This is a genomic window from Shimazuella soli, from assembly GCF_022511585.1.
Classification (GTDB): Bacteria; Bacillota; Bacilli; order Thermoactinomycetales; family Thermoactinomycetaceae; genus Shimazuella; species Shimazuella soli.
Genome location: NZ_JAKWBN010000002.1, coordinates 437,877 through 457,598, shown reverse-complemented (window position 1 = coordinate 457,598; position 19,722 = coordinate 437,877). Strand labels below are relative to the sequence as shown.

Sequence of the window (19,722 nt, the reverse complement as noted above, 5' to 3'; positions counted from 1 at the left end):
AGTCTTCTTTTCTTACATTTTCGTCACCTTTTGAAACAGGATATGAAAGGTAGTACCAACCCCGACTTCTGACTCCACTTCGTAAGCATGGTGCAAAGAAGTGACTATATTTTTTACCAAGTACAAGCCCATGCCGGTTGCCTCCGCAAACTGACGTCCATTCTCCCCTGTGAAAAAAGGGTCAAAAATTCGTGGTATATCTTGTTTGGGTATGCCAGGCCCTTCATCTTTGATCGAAAGTCGAATTTGCTTTTCCTCTTCCCAAATGTGAAAGGTCAGCCTTGCTTCTTTTTTTACTTGAGCAGTATACTTACATGCATTTTGAATCAGTTGTTCCAAGACAAACTTCATCCACTTTAGATCCGTTAGTGCTTCCATATCTTCCTTCTCCATTTCTATTTTTGGAAAAATATGCAGGCGAATAAAAAGCTTTCGTTTTTCATTGATCACTTGCCGGACGAAGTCGACCAACCGAACTGCTTTAATCTGATAATCTTGCGTAAAATGGTCTAATCTTGCCATCGTCAAAGCAAGTTCCAAGCCATCATTTAAGGTATCAATTTCCTCCAATACATGTGCTTTTTGCTCACTCTCGTATTGCTGTGCCAGTAAAGACAGCGAAGATACAGATGTTTTCATCTGATGTACCCAAATATGGATAAATTGCAAATGACGCTTATGAATTTGTTCCAATTGCATTTGATCCGCTTTCATCTGTTCATATAACTTGTGATATGCCTGCCAAAAAAGGTCAAATTCCAAAGAATTACCTTTTGATGCTTGGAATTGGACTACATTTTGATCTGCTAGTTGTTGTAATAGAGCATACGATGGAACTTCTTTCATTCCTCTCCACAAAAGAAAAAGGATTAAAAGAAAGGTAACGACCAATCCACTATAAACAAATAAGTTCCAGTCAAAGGAGTAAGAAAAACCAGAGTAGTAAAACCCTAGTGCAAATAAGAGATAAACCAAAATCCAAACAGCGTAAACCATTCCAATCCAAGCAATCTTGCTTCTAAGAAACAGGAGAATATTATGCATCGGCTTTCTCCGAGCTAGTATAGCTATAACCAATACCCCGTTTAGTCTGCAATCGGTCTTGTAATCCCCACTTTTGCAGCTTTTTGCGCAGCCGCGTGACGTTTACCGAAAGGGTATTATCATCGACAAATGTCTGATCATCCCATAAAGCTTCCAAACAAGTATCTCTTGCTACCACTTTATCTGCGTTTTCTAAAAGGAGATGGAGCAGCTTCCATTCGTTTTTCGTCAAAGACTGGGTGTCTCCTCGATATACCATCTCCATTTGCGGTATAGCTAACACCAATTCTCCCACCTGAATTTGCTGGGCTTGGGCTAATTCAGCAAAATCACCATAAGAACGTCTGAGCAAAGCTTTGATTTTAGCATGTAGTACTTCTAGATGAAATGGTTTGACCATATAGTCATCTGCTCCATGCTCCATTCCTAAAACTTGTTCCATCTGGCCAGCACGTGCCGATAAAATTAAAATCGGTATCCTAGATTTTTCTCTTATTTTTTGACAGAGATAAAACCCATTTTGATACGGCAAATTAATATCCAAAACAATTAGATCAGGTTGAACTTCTTCCCATTCTGCTATAATTCTCGTAAAATCTTTTGCTAACACGATCGTGTATCCATAAGGTTCCAAAAAGTTTTTAATACTTTCCCCAATTGTCCGTTCATCTTCAATCACATATACCGTATAGGCCATTTTCCGCACCTCTTGCTTGTAATCTGACAACACTCTACTCTCTCATGTAAGGGTAACAAAACATCAAAAAATAGCCAATTCCCTATTAGCAGGGAATTAGCATATATTACAGTACTTTGTTTTTTTGCATTGCAAACTGATAAACGATAACAGCCAAAATCGTCCAGGCTAAGATCGTTATGATACCATTTTCACCCGTCACATAAGTCCAATGTGGTTTTTTCACATAAAAGAGGGTATCTAAAAATCCGCGGAAATAGTTAATCAAACCATGACACAAGACAACTGGCCAAATGCTTTGACTACTGATGCGAATCCAACCCAATAAAAAGGACAGCGGAAAAATCATGATCGTAAATAACAGTGTGTTAATCCATATATTACCCGAATCGGTGTAATCGGCTAAGAACAAGAATGGATAGTGAAAAACTGCCCAGCAACCTGCTGTTATCCAAATTGCTTTGTTTGCTCCGACTTCATGCAATAACCGCGTTTGCAAATACCCGCGCCAACCGATTTCTTCTCCAAGAGCAAAGAGAATTGGACCTAAAATAATGCCAACTTGCACATATAATTTCACCAAAAATACAAACCGTTCCCACTGTGTCATATTTATTTTTGTGATTACTGGTAATTGGACAACTCCCATCATCCAAGCGATCGAGAAACTTATAATGACTACTGCAACTACTAGTAGTACCAACAAATACCCTTTTCCCGTTCCAAGCCGAGCCATTCCAAGCTCTTTCCATTTACCTTTTCGCCTAGCAAATAACACCACACCAATAGCAACAAGCATCGGCGTTCCTTGGCTGATCGCTTTAATCAGATTGTTAGAAGATAATAGGCAAAGTGTAGTTAATCCAAGAGTAAAGATCATATAAATCCAAATTTCATTCGATAGTTTTCTCATCGTTGTACACCCCTTTCAAAATCTATGTTCAGTATAGGGGCGTACAATGATATCAACCATCGATCTATCTTTCAATTTCACTGCTATTCTTTCAAAAATGTAAGGTTACGCTTGTTTATGCTCTTTAACATAAGCTTCTGCTGAAACATAGAGAAAATAAGCGAGTCCTGTTTGTTGGTTCTCCAACATCGTCCGGTGGAAATCGTCTTCTAAAAAGAATTTCGTCTGTTCCACAAACTGAGCATCACTGGATAACAAATTTTGTGCTTTTAAATATGAAACATGTTCTCCAATTGTCTCTAACAATTGTACATCGTTAAACTTTGTTCCTTTTTGTAGTGCTTCAATCATCTTGTTTGTAAAACGAACAGATTCCTCTGCCTTTTGATTGAGATCATCCACTTGTATTTCCTTTTGTTCATCTAACAGCGAATACCCATATTTGTCTTGTAAATACTGATCTTGCACTTTAAGTGCCTCTCTCCACTCTTCCTCACTCCGAAAACCTTTAAATAAATCTTGTTTTTCCATGGTTTCTCCTCTTTTCTCAAAGTCTATTGATTTACTTATGGTGTCTAATAACTGCTCTAGCCGATTTCTGCGCGTTTGTAATAGTTGTTTCTGTTCTGCTAATACTTTTTGCCGATTGGATTCTTGATTCAATAATCGTTTAATCTCCAATAAGGGAAAATCTAACTCCCGATAAAACAAAATCTCCTGCAGTCGCTCCAGTTCCGTCATGCTGTACAACCGATATCCAGCCTCGGTTATTTTCGCTGGTAAAAGCAATCCGATTTTGTGGTAATGGTGCAGTGTCTTCACCGTTATATGAGACATCTCCGCCATTTCTTTTACCGTAAAATACATCTCACCTCTCCTTTCTCTTTGAGCTTAATGCCTCCTCTTACAGGAGAGTCAACACTTTTTTACAGCAAAAAAGAACCAATCAAAAGTACTTGATTCGTTCGGCGAAACATAACAGCTAACCTTACAAAAGTGTAAGTTTTCCTTAAGCTTAATCAATAGAAAGGGACATAAGTACTTGATATTGTTAAAGCAAGAAAAGCCGACTGAGGTGATAATAATGGTTAGAAAAAAATTGATTAACAGCACCATTGTTTATGTATTATTGATTGGATATTATGCTTTGTATGGTTATTTATTTGAAAGGGATTTAAACTTTGGATTAGCAGCAGAAATGAGTGTTTTCTTAATTCCAATCCTTTTTTTCTTTGGCTTACCTGTATCCCTGTTTATTGACAAAATCACAAAGAAGATACAGAACAACATAAAAACTCTTTCTGCTCTACTACATTTTTTGTTTATTGGTGTGGTTTCTACCTTGTTATTAAGACCAATAGTAAATGTCTCAGGACCAAACCTTTATTGTCCCATAATTGCAGCTGCATTGTTGTTTTGGCTACTTAATCATTTTTTTACCAGCACTTCGAAGGAAAACTATTCTATTAATAATAAGTATTCTTCATTAAAGCGAAAATTGTTAGTTGGATCTATTCTTTTCTGGATTATTGTTTGCCTGCTTGTTATCTTTGCAGGTAGTTCAGATGATTTAGGTTTAGGAATGTTCTTGTGTACTCTTTATCTTGTTCCATTAATCTTTTTTATTGGTATCCCGGTCTCTTTGTTAATAGAATTTCTTGCGAAGAAAGTACAAAACCAATATTGGGGAATTATTTCTACACTTGTTCAAGTCGTTGTCTTTACTATCCTTAGTTACATTATTACCATGTTTTACGCATTTGGTCAGTGGAAATTGTACGTTATGGATAAAACAGACCTTTTATACTGGCTAGGCGGGATATGCTTATTCTTAGTAATTGATATCATCATTATCTTCATCAAAAAAGAGTATAAAATCAAAGAATCTAAACATGTATCATAAAGTACACATCCATTACAACAATTTCATTACTTTTTTAGGATCACAATACCAAATACCCACCTTAGGTTAGGTGGGTATTTTTACACTTTAAAATTAATTTTTCTTTTTTATCTCTTATACATGCACGAAATTCCCTGTAGGTTTTCTTCTCTTAGGACGTTTTAAAAAAAAGTAACCAATGGTCAATGCTAGGAAGATAACAAAAAAGATCAAGAGATGATTTGCTTCGGTTTGTAAATCTCCAAAGTTACCGCTGGAAATTACATCTCGGAATCCACGAATGCTATATGTCATCGGCAGCCAAGGATTGAGTGCTTTCGCCCAGTTAGGAAGCAGCTCAAATGGAAATGTCCCTGCACTGGAGGCTAATTGGAAAATCATTACTAGTAAAATGATAAAGCGTCCAACTTGGTCAAACAACGTTACCATTGCCTGACAGAAGAACATAAACGTAAATGCAACTAATGTCGTATAACCGTAGAACAGCGGGATGTTCTGAACCTCTAAATCAAGGGCATATATCAAAGTGGTACATGCAATGAGAGACTGCCCCAAACTCATCAGTGCAAAGGTCAATGTCTTACTCACAAATAACTTCCAACCAGTTGCATCTTTTCTCGTCGTAGAGGTTCGAGCAGAAAAGACAGTCGTGAAGACGAGCGAACCTGCAAATAAAGCGAGCGAAATAAAATACGGTGCAATCCCATATCCGTATAGGCTGATATGCCGATCATCATTTGCTTTGATTGATACAGGTGTGGAAAATAGCTTGATGGTTTTGTCATCTGCTTTTATATTGCTCGTTTGGTCTGCTGCATCATTTAACTTCGTAGCAAGTTCTCCTGAACCATTACTCAGCTTTCCAGCCCCAGTTTCTAGTTTCTTCGCACCTGATGCCAGTTGCTGGCTCCCTGAGACTAAACTGCCACTTCCTGAGGATAGCTGGCCAAGTCCATCATGCAATTTTCCTGCTCCTAATTGTAATTGTTTCGAGCCATCCGCTAATTGCTGACTTCCTGATACTGCATCCGTAAATTTTGTATTGTATTGATGCAGACCGTCTGCTAATTGTTGTTGACCTGTTTGCAGCTTTTTTGCTCCTTGCAACAACTGGTTACTTCCTTGACTTAATTGCTTACTCCCAGATAACAATTGCTCTTGTGCAGAGGTGAGCGATTTGCTTCCTGCTAATAGCCTGGATTGCCCCTCACTCAATTGATTGGCTCCTGAGGCCACCTGCTTACTCGCAGCTAATAATTTTTGAAAGTTAGGGTCTAAAGCAAGTTCCGGATGGGTGAGTTGCATTTGTTGCAACCCAGTCGAAACTTGCGTTGCACCGTCCGCTAAATCTTTACTTGATGAACTGGAAGCAGACAAACCTGCTTCTAACTGCTGGCTTCCTTTTAATGAAGACTGAAGTCCTGCCGTAAGGCGATCTGTTCCTTGCTTCGAGGCCTGGATTCCATTTACTAGATTAGCGCTACCTGTTTTGGCTTCTTTTGCTCCTGCTTCCAGCTGTTTTCCTGCTCCAGCAAGCTTCTTCGTTCCACTCGCTAAATCGCTGGCACCTTTGTTTAAATCGCCTGTACCTTGTACCAGCCCAGTAGAACCATCGTATAGTTTTTTGGTACTTTCTTGAATTTTGACTGCACCAGTAGATAACTTCGCTAGGTTGGCAGACACTTTTGCTAATCCATCATCCAATTGGTCGGCACCTTTTTGAATACCTGTTGCACCTTTTCCTGCTGTTTGCAGACCATCGGAAATCTTGGTAAACTGCCCGAAAACACTTCTGGTGTATGCTTGTGTTAAATTGTCAGAAAGCCTGGTACGCAACTCTTTTGTCGCATTTTCACTTATTTGCCCTGCTATAAAATTGTAATAACTATTGGACTCATACTGAATCTCTGCCTGATGAGGATGATCTGTGTTTAAGGACGCTGCATTTTTGGAAAAATTACTTGGAATCGTTATCATCGCATAATAGCGATTGTCCACCATTCCTCGTTTTGCTTCATCTTGACTGACAAATTTCCAAGCGAATTTCGGATTCTTTTTTAATTCATCTATAAATTCTTTCCCAACATTCAACTCTTTCCCATCATAAGCCGCACCTTTATCTAAATTGACAACTGCTACTGGCAAGTTCTCTAGTTTTCCATATGGGTCCCAAGTCCCTTTGATTAAGAAACCACTATATAAAATGGGCACACAAGCGACAGCTATAAAGGTAATCATAAGCATGGGGTTCTTTACAAAATGTTTAAGGTCATCTTTAAATACTTGAAACAATTTCATTTTCGTACACTCCCAAAGTATCTCTATAAAAATGGAATATTACGTTTTTTTGCTATTGGCAATTCATTGCTATGATAAAGGGAATAAAAAAAATACACCTGCACCTATTTTAACGAAGTAATATCTTTAGGTAAATTTAATAAAAATAAGGTTATCTTTAATATGAGTAAAGGATGAGGAGAAAGATGCACTTAGAACAATTGGAATGCATTATAGAGGTAGCTAAGACAGGCTCGCTCACCAATGCAGCGCAAAACCTGCATATCACCTTATCTGCTGTAAGCCAATCGATCTCTAATCTAGAAGCAGAGCTTGGCTTAACACTATTCACCCGATCCCGTCAAGGAACCGTACCTACTGCGGAAGGGGAAGTAATCATTAAAAAAGCGTTTGAAATCATCAGTAAAGTACAAGAATTGAAGGATCAAGCGTCTGACTTCTCCGATACGCAAAGCGGTCAATTACGTCTTGCTACGATTCCAGGACCACTTTCCCTCTATTTAGACACCTTGATTCAATTTAAGACTGCTTATCCTCAAATAAAAATGGAGATAAGTGAAAAAGGAACACAAGAAATCATCGATGATATCCGAAAGAATAAAGTTGATCTTGGGTTGATTATTTTATTTGAACACCTCATACAAAAAAACATCCGTCTGACATATGGACGATTGTTAAAAGGACGCATGGTTGTCTGTGTTAGTCGTAAATCTCCTCTTGCTCTATTACGCAGCATTACCCCGCAGGAGTTACTGGCACAATCTTTTGTTTTTTTTAACGACGACTATATCAAGTGGTATATGGAGCAATTTCAACAAAAATATGGACGTGCCAATATCTTGTTTACGACCAATAACCAAGATGCGATATTCCGTGCCCTGCAAGAAGAAAACATTGTCACAATTGGATTGGACTTCTCTTTTGCTAAACTACCACAAGTGGTAAAAGGAGATCTTGTGATTATCGAATTAGATATCCCACACCCCGAATCCGTCTATCTCGGATGGGTACGGGCTGAAGAAACCCGTTTTTCCAAAGCGGAAACGATTTTTATTCAAAAACTGAGCTATGAACTGCAAAAAAATAAATAAAAAATTCCCTAAAGCTTTCGTGCAAAGGGAATTTTTATCTCTTAGTCGTTTGTTCTTTTTCTCAAACCTAATAAACCCAAAAACCCAATCAACCCAACTAGTCCTAACCATCCATAGCTTGGAACATTACGGTTAGCCATTGTTGTAGATGTACGGGTAAAAGTAGTACCACGACGCTGCATATTATTGGTGTTGTTCATGTTGTTGGGACTGTAGCGATCGTTATTATTTGGGTTTGTAATATTGGTTGTATTGTATGGAGTATTACGCTTATTGATGTCATTTGTATTGTAACGATTATTTAAGTCGTTTCTGATGTCTTGATTCGGTACATTATTGGTGTTGTTGGGACGGGCATTCCGACTATTGTTGTCATCTCCAATCGTAGCAGCATGAGCTTCAGTAAGATAAGCAAATGAAAAACTTAGTAATAATGCAGCTATCAAACATACTAATTGCTTTCTCATTCTTTGTTCTCCTTTTATTTTTGAATAGATTCTTATCAAGATATAGGATGAACGAAAGAAAAAAATATATCCGTACGATACTTTCCAAAACTTAGAAAGAAAAATAGAATGGACAACTGTCGCCCTTGTTAGGAACCTCTAGCGGTTTCGGATTACGTCCCAAATTATAAAGTACCTCATCGGTAAAAGTGTCCAATCAACTCTGTTACTCAAAAAGCTCTTCCCTTGGGAATAAAACATTGTATAAAACAGTGCGAAAAAGTATAAAAAGCAGTTTCAGTGAAGCTGCTTTTTATACGTAATAATCATGAAATAGGGGTACCATTCTCAACTGCCTCATCGGGTTTTAGCAGAACGACATCACCCGTTCCTGGAACTCCCCCAAGTACCAATACTTCGGATTTAAACCCAGCGATTCGCATGGAAGGAAAATTCACTACTGCCACTACTTGTCTACCGATGAGTTGATCGGCATCGTATCGGCGGGTAATTTGAGCTGAAGATTGCTTTATTCCAATCTCACCAAAATCAATTTTTAATTTGATTGCTGGTTTTCTCGCCTCTGAAAAATATTCCGCATCAATCACTGTACCAATTCGCATATCTAGTTTCTGAAAATCATCGATACTTGCCAATTTTTTCACCTTTTCTGAGATAAGAATTCTTAATTTTTTTATGTACAGATCATAACATGTTTAGGTTCTATCAAGTTCATAAATCCTATGTGATGTTTTTTATAAATAAAATTATAACTAGTTAAATGATCGAGAATAAAATATACTTAATATTAGAACTATTAGCAGAGAGGTGGGAGGTTCCTTTTGCGCTATATAACAGATATCCGCAATCTTGAGAGGATTCCAGAGGAAAAGCGAAAAATATTAAGCACAATTACAGACGAATTTGTCTTTCGAGTAAACGATTATTATCTTTCGCTCATCGATTGGGATGACCCAAACGACCCAATTTACAAGCTGATCATTCCTCAAGAAGCAGAACTTGATGAATATGGAAGTTGGGATGCTTCAGATGAGCATTTGAACTATACCGTTGCTGGGTGCCAGCACAAATATGGAACTACTGCATTATTACTGGTATCTGAAGTATGCGGTGCCTATTGCCGTTTTTGTTTTCGAAAGCGATTGTTTCGAAATGATATTTCAGAGACTTCCTTAGATATAAGCAAAGGATTAGATTATATTCGCAGTAACGAAAATATCAATAATGTATTACTGACAGGCGGCGACTCACTCATCCTCTCTACTCGAAAAATCGAACAGATTCTCCAGTCACTCCGCCAAATACCACATGTAAAAATTATTCGTTTCGGAACAAAGCTGCCAGCATTTCATCCGAAGCGAATTTATGAAGACGAAGAATTACTAAAGATATTAGAGAGATACAGTACACTAGAAAATCGTCTCTATGTTATGGCCCATTATAACCATCCAAGGGAATTGACTGTTGAAGCTTATAGAGCCATTGAAGCCCTGCAAAAAGCAAAGGTTACAGTCGTTAATCAAACTCCTGTATTAAAAGGAATCAATGACAATCCTGCTGTACTCACTGAATTATTGGACAAACTCTCTTGGGCTGGTGTCACTCCTTATTATTTTTTTCAAAACCGTCCAGTGAAGGGAAATTCCAGCTTTGTCTTAACCCTAAAAGAGGCTTATGAGATCATCGAAAATGCCAAAGCAAAAACATCTGGACTTGGAAAACGAGTTCGGTATGTCATGAGTCACTCCTCTGGAAAAATCGAAATTCTCGCCATAAATAACGGTAAAATCTATTTGAAGTACCATCAAGCTCGTAATCCTAAATTTTATGGTCATTTTATGGTATTGGATTGTCCGGATGAAGCTGCATGGTTTGATGATTTGCCGGGAAGTCAGGAGATATTGGAAAAGCAAGAAATGAATTAGAAAAACTTTGGGATAGAAAATTGCCTACTCTTAATGTTAGTTCTAAGCAGTAGAATATTCCATTTATCATATCAAAGCCGCTCTCCATCCTTGTTCTAGATATCGAGAGCGGCTTTTTTATTTTGACAAAAAATGAAGAAATTTTGTACCAATATTAATAATCCGAATACTCATACAAAACGAAATAAATGGTATAATGTTCTTGCATTTCCATTTAATCAGGAAAGAAGAGGTAAGTAGGATGTAGAATGAAGTGTTATAAATACAACGAGATGGATATTGCGGTTCAGTGTCACAATTGTGGAAAAGGATTATATAGGAATTTTTATTTGTTAATTTATTAAAATTTGGAGGAAGACATGAATAACAATCTGCTACTAAAGAAGGATTTAACAGCTGAAGAACTAGCAATGGTTCAATCTGAAGTAAACAGAAAAGCCAAGTCGAAAGGCATAGCTTATGCCTTATGGTGGTTTACAGGATTAATCGGCGGACATCGTTATTATGCTGGCGATATTGGTATAGGTATTGGGATGACTTTGACAGGTGGTGGCTTTGGGATTTGGACTTTAATTGATGCTTTCTTTATTGGTAAGCGAATCGAAGAAAAGAACGAGGAATTAGAATACCAAGTGATTCAGCAAGTCTTATCTTTTCATAAGAGTGCAGTTTAACTGAGCCTTCTGTAGTACAACGTAAAGGCCAGATGTGCACCTCAGATAAGGGCACAGGTCTCGCTACGTCGCTGTGCTCCTAGTCTCGCTTTGGGTGGATGAAGCAACCTTATCCAGTGTTCAATCTTATTTATACAACAACTTCATGTGTTTTCTCAGCAATTATTGGTATTTTCATGACCCCGTTCCATATTAGACGAATGTTAAATGAAATAAAAACGGTAACTAGCATAAACCAAGAAATTGCAGAGGGAAAGATATAAACTAGCATGGAATAGGATTCAAAATACATAATGTATGAAAAAAATAGAGGTTCATAATATCTCCATTTTTTTACTGACTATGAGATCTAATTTCGATATTTACAGCAGACCTCCCAGTAACAAATTAGTGTTGAATATATATAAAATGATTCTAGGAAACGAAAGACTAAGCCGCTAAATTTAAGCGGCTTTTTTTAAAACAAGGGTTAATCCAATAAATAGGATTAACCCTTACTTTTTTATAATTAGAACCTAATCAATCAATTCTAGGTTCACCTGTAAAATAGCTTGGAGCAGCCCTGGAAAAAGTTCCTGTAGATCATCATATCGCAATGAGTAGAAATGTTGTGTTCCTTCAATCCTTACTTGTGCCACACCTGCCTCTCGAAGAACTTTTAGATGGTGAGTTAATGTTGATTTGGGCATCAAATCATGGTAGATCGCACAATTTTCCTCTCCATCTTTCCCTAAACTCATTACAATCTGTAATCTCCTTGGATCACTCAGAGCATGTAAAACGGAAGATAAACGAATATCATTTTTGGTTGGTTGAAATGGTTTTCTCATAAGAAAAGGATAACATATCAATAGTTAATATTCAAATTACTAATGTACCAAATAATTAGTACTTTAGGAAATATGTTGACTCCGTTCTCCCTTGCGTGTTACTATTCTTTTATACTAAGAAATTAGTATATTGGTTTATTAGTATAATATTGATTTCAACTGATGCCAATAAGTTGTTATCCACACCTATCACTCACTAATTGCTCGTGTATGGCTTGGCTGATTTTTCTGGTTTGATGATACTGCTAATCGCCATCTGGGGTATCCTCTTTACCCTTGGATTAAATATCTCCCAATACTGGATTACATCTGCTGCACCGGAAGCACCTGAATTTTCAAATGGTTTGTTTGTAGCGTTTGCTAACTTGGGAATTACCATTGGAACATTTATAGGAGGATTGTTTATTTCCAGTATGGGAACCCATTACGTAGTATTGGCTGGTATCTTATTTCTAACTCTCAGTCTTATCCTGATTGCATTACGGGTTTTCATTTACAGTCCCAAAAAGGCAAGCTATCAACCGAAACAAGTGTCCTAACACATTGCATTAAAATCAGTCTTTTTCATAGGACGAAAATAGAAAATCATTTCAATAAGTAAGGGGTAATCAAGATGGATTTACAACTGACCGATAAAGTAGTAGGGGCAAGTCGGAGTATTGATACTCTGGAGCGGATTTCAACGGATAAGCTTGTAGCTGTATCTGCTGATTTAAGTAAACAGGTGGGAGCCAAATCATTGATTCAAACTGCAATAGATGAGTTTGATAGAATCGATATTTTGATTAATAATGTTAGAATTGCTCCCATTCGCAACGGATTTCTTTCCATCGAAGATGAAGAATGGGAAGTCGTTCTTAATACCAACTTTATGAGTATGGTACGTGTCACTCGCGCTGCCCTGCCTTATATGATTCAGCAACAAAAAGGTTCGATCGTCAGTATATCTTCTGAAGTAGGGCAACTTCCAGATGCCATGCTCCCAGATTACAGTGTATCCAAAGCTGCAATGTTAAGTCTTTCTAAATCGATTGCTCAAGAATTTGGTCCCAAAGGAATTCGCTCCAATGTCGTATCTCCGGGTCCAACCAGAACTCCATTATGGGATCGCCCGGGTGGTTTCGCAGATGGTCTTGCTGCAACATTTGGGATGGAAAAAAAAGCTGCTATTGAACACTTCGCTAAAAACGTTAGAGCCCTGCCGCTTGGACGATTAGGAACTGCTGAAGAAACAGCCGCTATTATTGCCTTTGTCGCCTCCGATCAAGCTTCATTTGTCACAGGATCAGAGTACATGGTAAATGGCGGTTCCTTAAGACAACTATAATCGATCAATTTATACTGACAGAAAAAAGGAGAAAAAAATGAAAAGATATAAATCCCTTATCATTGGTATTTTTGTTGCAGCGCTTTTTGCCTTTACCTTCATACAACCGACTGTCTTTGCAAATTTTAATAAAGATAATACTGCACTCACAAAAGAGAAAAAGATAAATAAAAACTGGGTAACAACTTGGAATGCTAGTCCTGAACCAACTTGGGGAGCTGATTTTCCTTTACCAACAAAATTACCTGCAAAAATTGAAAACCAAACCATTCGTCAAGTCGCCAAAATTAGCCTTGGAGGAAACCAAATACGTATTTCTTTTTCCAATGAATATGGAAAAGAACCATTAACAATCGGAGAAGCGCATGTGGCCTTAACGGATAATGGATCAAATATTGTGAAAAATACAGATCAAAAAATAAAATTCGGCGGGAAAACATCTGTTGTCCTTCCAGCAGGATCATCTATCATAAGTGATCCCATTCCTTTAAAAGTCAATCCACTGGCCAAAGTAAGTGTGAGTTTGTATTTACCAAAAACAACGATCCCAACAACCTTTCACTGGGATGCACGTCAAACAACCTATATCGCAAATGGAAATGTTACTTCAGCAACAAAGATGAAAGCTGATTCCACTACTGATGCAAGTATGTATCTAACCGGTATTTCGGTTCATTCCCCTAAAAACAGCGGTACAGTTGTAGCAATAGGGGATTCGATCACCGATGGCGATGGAGCAACCGTAGATGCAGATACCCGTTGGACCAATTTCCTTGCCAATCGTCTTATTTCACAAAATGTTTCGGTAATCAATTCAGGAACTTCCGGAAACCGCTTGTTGAAAGATGGTATGGGAGTAAGTGTGTTATCCCGTTTCAATCGAGATGTACTCAGCAAACCAAATGTAAAATCGGTGGTTGTGCTTATCGGCATTAATGATATCAGTTGGCCGGGTACCGGTTTTGCTCCTACCGAAAAAAGACCGACATTTGATGAATTGGTTGCAGGATACCGCCAACTTATTAGACAAGCTCATGCTCATCATATCAAAGTCATTGGTGTAACTTTAACTCCATTTGAAGGAGCACTATCTGGAACAAACTTAGATAATTACTATAGCAAAGAAAAAGATGAACTTCGTCAGCAAGTGAACAAATGGATTCGCAGTGGAGAATTTGATAGTGTAGTAGATTTGGATGAGATTATGAAAGATCCAAAACATCCAACACGACTATTACCAGAGTATGATTCAGGCGATCACCTCCACCCAGGTGATGTGGGAAACAGAAAGATCGCTGATTCGATCGATTTAAATAGCCTTTTAAAGTAACGATCACAATCGAACATTTGAATAGATATTTACAATTGAGGCTAGTGCTAAGCACTAGCCTCACCAAATGGATACCCAATACAACAGAACCCTTCACACTGTTTTCTTGTTCGCTGGTGGCGGAATCAGTTCCATTAATCGTGCAACATCATGATTCATGATCCTATTACTCCCACTTTACATGAACTGATTCAATATCATAATGATACAGCTCATCTTCAAAGTAATCCAAGTACTTCACATCTGCACTTATGATAACATTGGCGGTATCGATACATGATTTGCATAGGGTTGCACCTAATTTGTAAGCTACCTTGTCATCTAGTTTATATTCATTTAACTCATGATAAAGATTCGTCATTTTCCCGCACTTTTTACAGCAACCATGGTAAGCTACATCTAGGTATCGGGTATAGTTAGAAACATCTATATTCAGATTGGTTTTGATTCCCATTTGTATCCCTCTTCTCATGAAATGAAAGGAAAGTCCAAACTTACTTTTACTGAACAATGAACTGCTGAAATTTATGCTTTGTTAAAGGAAATGCATATGACAGAATTTGGGATATCACTTTTCTTTCCAAAGCCTGTACAAAAAATGCAACACATCCCATAGGAAAGTATTCCCACTCGTCTTCTTTCGCTGCATTTATCATGACAGGCCAATTATCTGGATTTCTTTCTTCTCCTTTACGCACTAACCAAAAAAGGTATTCTCCATTGTCAGTAGTAGCCCAAGGAATCAAACGATGTTTGCCGTCTTCGATCTCATCTGGTTTTCGTTCATATTCCCATAGACTTTCATAAGCTTCCGCTCGTTCCAAGTCGTGTTTCATAATATCGTAATGTTCTCTATCTGGTTCTAAAAAATAAAGATAATCCTCAAACTGCCCCCCGCTATATGTTTCTACTAACTCTTTATAATCATCAGGCAAAATAACACCTAAACTCTCCTCAACTCTCTGCCAGTCAAATGATTTCGCTTTCGCTGGTGGCGGTATCAACTCCACTAACTGTTCTACATAAGTCATGATGATCTTCCATTCTAATAGGATAATTTATATCACCTTAACAATATTTCAGAAAGAATGAAATAGAAAATCCTTTCCAAAAGGCCATCCAATTGCAAACGATTCCTGATTTACTTTATTTATAAATCGTTATCAAAAAATATCATAACTGCGACCATGTATATATGTCATCCCTTTTCCCATTTGAACTACTTCCGCATCAAGCATTACCAACTCAAATTTCTGACCTGACTCACTTGTAATCATTAGCTTACTTACATTTCTCGTTGGAATGGAAGGTTTCTGATAGGCTTTCTCTTCAAAGGTGTATTCAATCCGATACGCCTTCTCTGATAGTAACACTTTCGAACCACTATAAAACCGCCATTGCGGAAGACAGTGAAGCGAATCCACAAACTCTCGTACCTTTTCCCGACAACCTTCTACTTGCAATCGTAATGTCATTTGACTCTCCCCTTATCTAGCGCTTGTAACCGCCTGATTTCCATCCGAATCAAAGCGTGAATCCATTTTTCATGGTGATCGAACCCTTCTGGAAATAGAAACTTTACTATATATCCTCTGCCTGTCTGCTTCAGCTCATCTATGATTTGCTGCTTATGCTGATGCATGAGGTCAACCGTGTAGTTGTATTTGTCTGCTATTTCCTGTAAGGCATTCGTAACTTCTATGGGTACAGTTTTGTTTTCGATCATCCAATCTAAGTTCATGGGTTTATTATAGATTGAATGTTCCTGTTATTTTTCTCATTGGATGAATTTAACTTTTCCTTTAAAATCGTCCATTTTTATTCAGATTGACTCCTATAGATGAAAGAATAATAAAATTAAAGAATCCAAAATTTCAAAGTATAAATTAAAACAAACAATAGTAGCCACAAAAAAGAGGTTTCTTTCGAAAACCCCTTAAACTTTGTTTTATTCCCTCTATCTCCCAATTTAACTTCCTATTTAAAAATAAATTCCATCCTTCCATCCCGTCTCAAGGTATTTACGCTATTTCAAATTAACAGTACTCCTAATTTCAAAATACAAATTGAAATCAAAATATTATGTCGGATAAATTCACTTTATGGCATAATTGGTCAAATAGTATAATAGAGGGAGTGCTAGGTTTGGAACATATTTTCCAGATAACCCACTAGTTCGGTATGTGCTTCGTAAAGTGAGAAAAGAAAAAGGACTTCGCTTGAAGGATTTAGAAGATTACCATATTTCATCTGGGTCAATTAGTAATCTGGAAAGAGGCGAGGTAAAGACTCGAGATGGTACGTTTGAGTATTTGCTAAAAAAGCTTGGGTTGACGCAGGAAAGTTTGAAAAAACGTGTGGAAAAGGAAAAAGAAGAGATCGAGGAATTACAATTTACATTTGAATGTGTGAAAACACTTTTAGAACAAGAGCTAAAAGATGAGGTTAGTAAACAGCTAGACTCTATTCAGCTTGAAAACTTTCATCCTTTAATAACATACTACTGCTATCTAAAAGGGCTTTTCTATAGACGTTCAAAAAACTGGAAAATGGCAAGAAAATATTTTCATCGTGGTTTAGATATGTGTAAACAACATAAACTAGAACCGTCTGATAATATACTAGCAGTTTCCTACAACCAGTTAAGTATTTACAGTTTTAACCAAAATAATTTCACAGAAGCTATCGAGTATGCAAACAAAGGATTGAAGATTTATGATGCTTCACTAGCATTAGCTGACATTAAATTCTCACTGATTAGCAACAAAATACTTTACTTGATAAAATTATCTCAGTATGATCTTGCAACCCAACTATTAAATGAAGTATGGGATTCAATTGACAAAATTGAACGAACAAGTGTGGCCCTTAGTCTATACAAGTACCGTGCGATTATCCTGAGAAGACGTAGAATGTTTTCAGAAGCAATTGCTGTCTGTAAAGCAGGAATCCGACTCGCTGGTAAAAATGAAATTCAATATCGTCATCTTGATCTAATCAATGTAATGGGAAGTATTTTTCTAGAGCAAGAAAAATGGGATAAAGCGGAAAAACGTTTCCAAATGGTTTTACTAATGGATCAGAAACTTGACTTTCCACGTAGACAAGTAGATGCTCACATCTATCTTGGAGTTTTATACTCAAAGCAAAAAGAATGGGGAAAAGCAAACGAACAAACGAATACAGCAATTAAGATAAGCCGGGAAATACCAGATGATTTTCGATCTGCTAGGGCATTAATTGTGTTAGGTGACATCCTGTTCAAACAAATGAAATGGGAAAAAGCACTTTCTTGCTACCAAGAGGCAGTAGATCTAACAAGAAAACACAGATTTAAAGATCGCCAATTGACGGCCTTATCTAGATCAGCAAGATGTTTTGACATTTTAGACAAACATGAAGAGTTAGTAACGTGTATGAAACAGATTCTAGAAATCCAAAATGACTTAAAAATAACGATCGAGGATGAGATATATGACATTTTCTAAAAGGATTAGTATGGTAGGACACGATGATGATACTGAGGATTAATAAAAATATAATTACTTAAAACAGAGGTCTTCCCAAAAATAGGAGAAAACCTCTTTTATGCTTTATCTATAATGGAATAGGGATCTCAGTCCCTATATTGCACTAATTCTTTCTCTTCCACTCCATTTGATAGGTAATCCGTTCTCCTAATTGGGCAGAAGCATGATAGAAATACTGCATGACAATGTCTCGTATTTCAGGAGATACTCCAACAAGATCCGCAGCTAGATTCTTTACAAGATGTTCTTGTTCTACCTGCGAAAGTGAATCGTAGTATTGACCAGCCTGTGTAAAATCATCTTGTTTTGGTATACCACAGCGCACGAGACGACCTTTAATATGTCTCCCACAGCCACTCGTCACAAGGTCAGCGGGTGACCAGTCTTTTTGATGGTTGATAGGAATCGCACGAAAATTTGGGCCTAATCTCCGACGCTGAGAATCCCAGTAAATATTTGCCCGTCCTTGAAGCATTTTATCATCGGATAGTTCTGCTCCCTCTAACAGATTGGACGGAGAAAAGGCTATTTTCTCTACTTGCTCTGCATAGTTATCAGGATTGCGATTCAACACCATTTTCCCCACAGGGATCAGCGGATATTGCTGTTCATCCCAAACCTTTGTATCATCGAGGGGATCATAAGGCAGTACTGTTTCATCCTCAGGGTTCATGAGCTGTACATAAAGTGTATATGCTACCGTTTTTCCTTTTTCTATCACTCTATATAAGTCCTCCCCAGCGATATCTGGGTTCTTTCCATTCCAATAAGCTGCTTCTTTACTGTCTATATACTTTATGCCCGCAGCAGGAATCCAGTGATATTTTACATAGGTGCGAATTCCTTGGGCATTCTTCCAAACATATGTATTTACACTATGGCCCGGGATGTGGCGGAAGCTTTTTACTGTACCTGCATCGGAATAAAGCCGAACAACTAAATGAGTAGATTCTGGTGCTCTTGCTACGAAGCTCCAAAATCGTTCCGGATCAATCAAATTATTGGTTGGTGAAGGAGAAAAAGCTTTAATAGTCTCAGGAAAACGCATTGGATCACGTACAAGAAATACAGGAATATGATTGCAAACCAAATCAAAAATACCCTCATCCGTATAGAATTTCGTAGCAAATCCTCTGATATTACGAGAAGTATCGGGTGTGCCCTTCGTACTGACAGCAAGTGAAAATCTCACTGCAACGGGAACTTGTTGACCAGGATGTTGTAAGAAACAAAGTTTGGTATACGCTGACATCGAATGTGTCGTTTCAAAGTAACCAAAAGCCCCATAGCCTTTCACATGAACAGGACGTTCCAATATCTTTTCATGAATAAAAGTTTCCAATGTCTCATGCAAAATATTGTCTTGTTCCAGTACAGGGCCTCTTTTTCCTACCGTTTCTGAGTGGTAAGCTGCTGGTTCATCCATCTTCCACTTGGAGAGACTATGATTAATCCTGCCATCTTTCGGAGTATTTTGCATCTTATTTTCCCACTTTCATTACTTCTAAAATTGTACTGCTTGTCAAACTCTGTCCTCTAATTTCAAATTAATTTATGTTAGAAAAAGTTCAATTATGATCAAGATACAATCTCGAAAGTTTCCAGAAAAAATGAAACCAATATTCACTGGTAAAATACACCAAGAACACTGGTTTCATCGTTTATTCTTACTATCTATTTGGCAGAGATAAAT

At 37.6% G+C, this 19,722-nt stretch carries 21 protein-coding genes; 8 read left to right on the top strand and 13 right to left on the bottom strand.

The annotated features are described in order from the left end of the window. Positions 1–12: 12 nt before the first annotated feature. The 4 genes from MK805_RS07275 to MK805_RS07260 form a co-directional block, all read right to left on the bottom strand. Positions 13–1,044: a sensor histidine kinase gene (locus MK805_RS07275; RefSeq protein ID WP_240874924.1), complete on the bottom strand. Its 1,032-nt coding sequence runs from the start codon at positions 1,042–1,044 to the stop codon at positions 13–15. Further along, a complete protein-coding gene (locus MK805_RS07270; RefSeq protein WP_240874923.1) occupies positions 1,037–1,741 on the bottom strand; it encodes a response regulator transcription factor in 705 nt (234 codons plus the stop codon). Before MK805_RS07270 ends, MK805_RS07275 begins: the two co-directional genes overlap by 8 nt. Before the next feature lie 106 nt (positions 1,742–1,847). Further along, positions 1,848–2,654: a CPBP family intramembrane glutamic endopeptidase gene (locus tag MK805_RS07265; RefSeq protein ID WP_240874922.1), complete on the bottom strand. Its 807-nt coding sequence runs from the start codon at positions 2,652–2,654 to the stop codon at positions 1,848–1,850. Positions 2,655–2,759: 105 nt separating this feature from the next. After that, positions 2,760–3,521 carry a MerR family transcriptional regulator gene (locus MK805_RS07260; RefSeq protein ID WP_240874921.1) on the bottom strand — a complete coding sequence of 254 codons (762 nt, stop codon included), beginning with the start codon at positions 3,519–3,521 and terminating at the stop codon, positions 2,760–2,762. A gap of 181 nt (positions 3,522–3,702) precedes the next feature. On the opposite strand from MK805_RS07260, the gene MK805_RS07255 reads away from it, so the two are divergent. Then, the gene (locus MK805_RS07255) at positions 3,703–4,557 is read left to right on the top strand and encodes a hypothetical protein (RefSeq protein ID WP_240874920.1); all 855 of its coding nucleotides are present in this window, start codon (positions 3,703–3,705) and stop codon (positions 4,555–4,557) included. Between the two features lie 114 nt (positions 4,558–4,671). Here the strand turns inward: MK805_RS07255 and MK805_RS07250 are convergent, their stop codons facing one another. After that, the gene (locus MK805_RS07250; protein ID WP_240874919.1) at positions 4,672–6,855 is read right to left on the bottom strand and encodes a YhgE/Pip domain-containing protein; all 2,184 of its coding nucleotides are present in this window, start codon (positions 6,853–6,855) and stop codon (positions 4,672–4,674) included. 185 nt (positions 6,856–7,040) lie between these two features. On the opposite strand from MK805_RS07250, the gene MK805_RS07245 reads away from it, so the two are divergent. After that, complete coding sequence (locus MK805_RS07245) at positions 7,041–7,946, top strand: LysR family transcriptional regulator (RefSeq protein ID WP_240874918.1); 906 nt, start codon at positions 7,041–7,043, stop codon at positions 7,944–7,946. 41 nt (positions 7,947–7,987) lie between these two features. Here MK805_RS07245 and MK805_RS07240 read toward each other — a convergent pair whose 3' ends face one another. Continuing rightward, positions 7,988–8,452 carry a hypothetical protein gene (locus MK805_RS07240; protein WP_240874917.1) on the bottom strand — a complete coding sequence of 155 codons (465 nt, stop codon included), beginning with the start codon at positions 8,450–8,452 and terminating at the stop codon, positions 7,988–7,990. Between the two features lie 266 nt (positions 8,453–8,718). Further along, entirely contained in the window at positions 8,719–9,048 is a 330-nt protein-coding gene (gene csaA / locus MK805_RS07235) for a chaperone CsaA (RefSeq protein WP_240875155.1), read from the bottom strand. 186 nt (positions 9,049–9,234) lie between these two features. On the opposite strand from csaA, the gene MK805_RS07230 reads away from it, so the two are divergent. Both MK805_RS07230 and MK805_RS07225 read left to right on the top strand, forming a co-directional pair. Continuing rightward, complete coding sequence (locus MK805_RS07230) at positions 9,235–10,338, top strand: KamA family radical SAM protein (RefSeq protein WP_240874916.1); 1,104 nt, start codon at positions 9,235–9,237, stop codon at positions 10,336–10,338. 359 nt (positions 10,339–10,697) lie between these two features. Continuing rightward, complete coding sequence (locus MK805_RS07225; RefSeq protein WP_240874915.1) at positions 10,698–11,012, top strand: TM2 domain-containing protein; 315 nt, start codon at positions 10,698–10,700, stop codon at positions 11,010–11,012. Between the two features lie 515 nt (positions 11,013–11,527). Here MK805_RS07225 and MK805_RS07220 read toward each other — a convergent pair. Then, positions 11,528–11,842 carry an ArsR/SmtB family transcription factor gene (locus tag MK805_RS07220; RefSeq protein ID WP_240874914.1) on the bottom strand — a complete coding sequence of 105 codons (315 nt, stop codon included), beginning with the start codon at positions 11,840–11,842 and terminating at the stop codon, positions 11,528–11,530. A gap of 200 nt (positions 11,843–12,042) precedes the next feature. Between MK805_RS07220 and MK805_RS07215 the strand changes: the two genes are divergently transcribed. From MK805_RS07215 to MK805_RS07205, 3 genes are all read left to right on the top strand, one after another. Further along, on the top strand, positions 12,043–12,381 hold the full coding sequence (locus MK805_RS07215; RefSeq protein ID WP_240874913.1) for an MFS transporter: 339 nt from the start codon (positions 12,043–12,045) through the stop codon (positions 12,379–12,381). 74 nt (positions 12,382–12,455) lie between these two features. Continuing rightward, positions 12,456–13,169, top strand: coding sequence for an SDR family NAD(P)-dependent oxidoreductase (locus MK805_RS07210; protein WP_240874912.1), 714 nt, complete (start codon positions 12,456–12,458; stop codon positions 13,167–13,169). Between the two features lie 37 nt (positions 13,170–13,206). Further along, the gene (locus MK805_RS07205) at positions 13,207–14,499 is read left to right on the top strand and encodes an SGNH/GDSL hydrolase family protein (protein WP_240874911.1); all 1,293 of its coding nucleotides are present in this window, start codon (positions 13,207–13,209) and stop codon (positions 14,497–14,499) included. 166 nt (positions 14,500–14,665) lie between these two features. Here the strand turns inward: MK805_RS07205 and MK805_RS07200 are convergent, their stop codons facing one another. From MK805_RS07200 to MK805_RS07185, 4 genes are all read right to left on the bottom strand, one after another. Continuing rightward, positions 14,666–14,953 (bottom strand): hypothetical protein, encoded by a 288-nt coding sequence (locus MK805_RS07200; protein ID WP_240874910.1) that lies wholly within the window; start codon positions 14,951–14,953, stop codon positions 14,666–14,668. Between the two features lie 46 nt (positions 14,954–14,999). Then, complete coding sequence (locus MK805_RS07195) at positions 15,000–15,530, bottom strand: SMI1/KNR4 family protein (protein WP_240874909.1); 531 nt, start codon at positions 15,528–15,530, stop codon at positions 15,000–15,002. 132 nt (positions 15,531–15,662) lie between these two features. Then, entirely contained in the window at positions 15,663–15,974 is a 312-nt protein-coding gene (locus MK805_RS07190; protein WP_240874908.1) for a hypothetical protein, read from the bottom strand. Further along, complete coding sequence (locus MK805_RS07185) at positions 15,971–16,240, bottom strand: hypothetical protein (protein ID WP_240874907.1); 270 nt, start codon at positions 16,238–16,240, stop codon at positions 15,971–15,973. The genes MK805_RS07190 and MK805_RS07185 overlap by 4 nt, the downstream gene beginning before the upstream one ends. Before the next feature lie 442 nt (positions 16,241–16,682). Between MK805_RS07185 and MK805_RS07180 the strand changes: the two genes are divergently transcribed. Continuing rightward, the gene (locus MK805_RS07180; RefSeq protein WP_240874906.1) at positions 16,683–17,987 is read left to right on the top strand and encodes a tetratricopeptide repeat protein; all 1,305 of its coding nucleotides are present in this window, start codon (positions 16,683–16,685) and stop codon (positions 17,985–17,987) included. A 145-nt stretch (positions 17,988–18,132) separates the two neighbouring features. Here the strand turns inward: MK805_RS07180 and MK805_RS07175 are convergent, their stop codons facing one another. After that, positions 18,133–19,509 (bottom strand): catalase, encoded by a 1,377-nt coding sequence (locus MK805_RS07175; protein ID WP_240874905.1) that lies wholly within the window; start codon positions 19,507–19,509, stop codon positions 18,133–18,135. Positions 19,510–19,722: the final 213 nt, after the last annotated feature.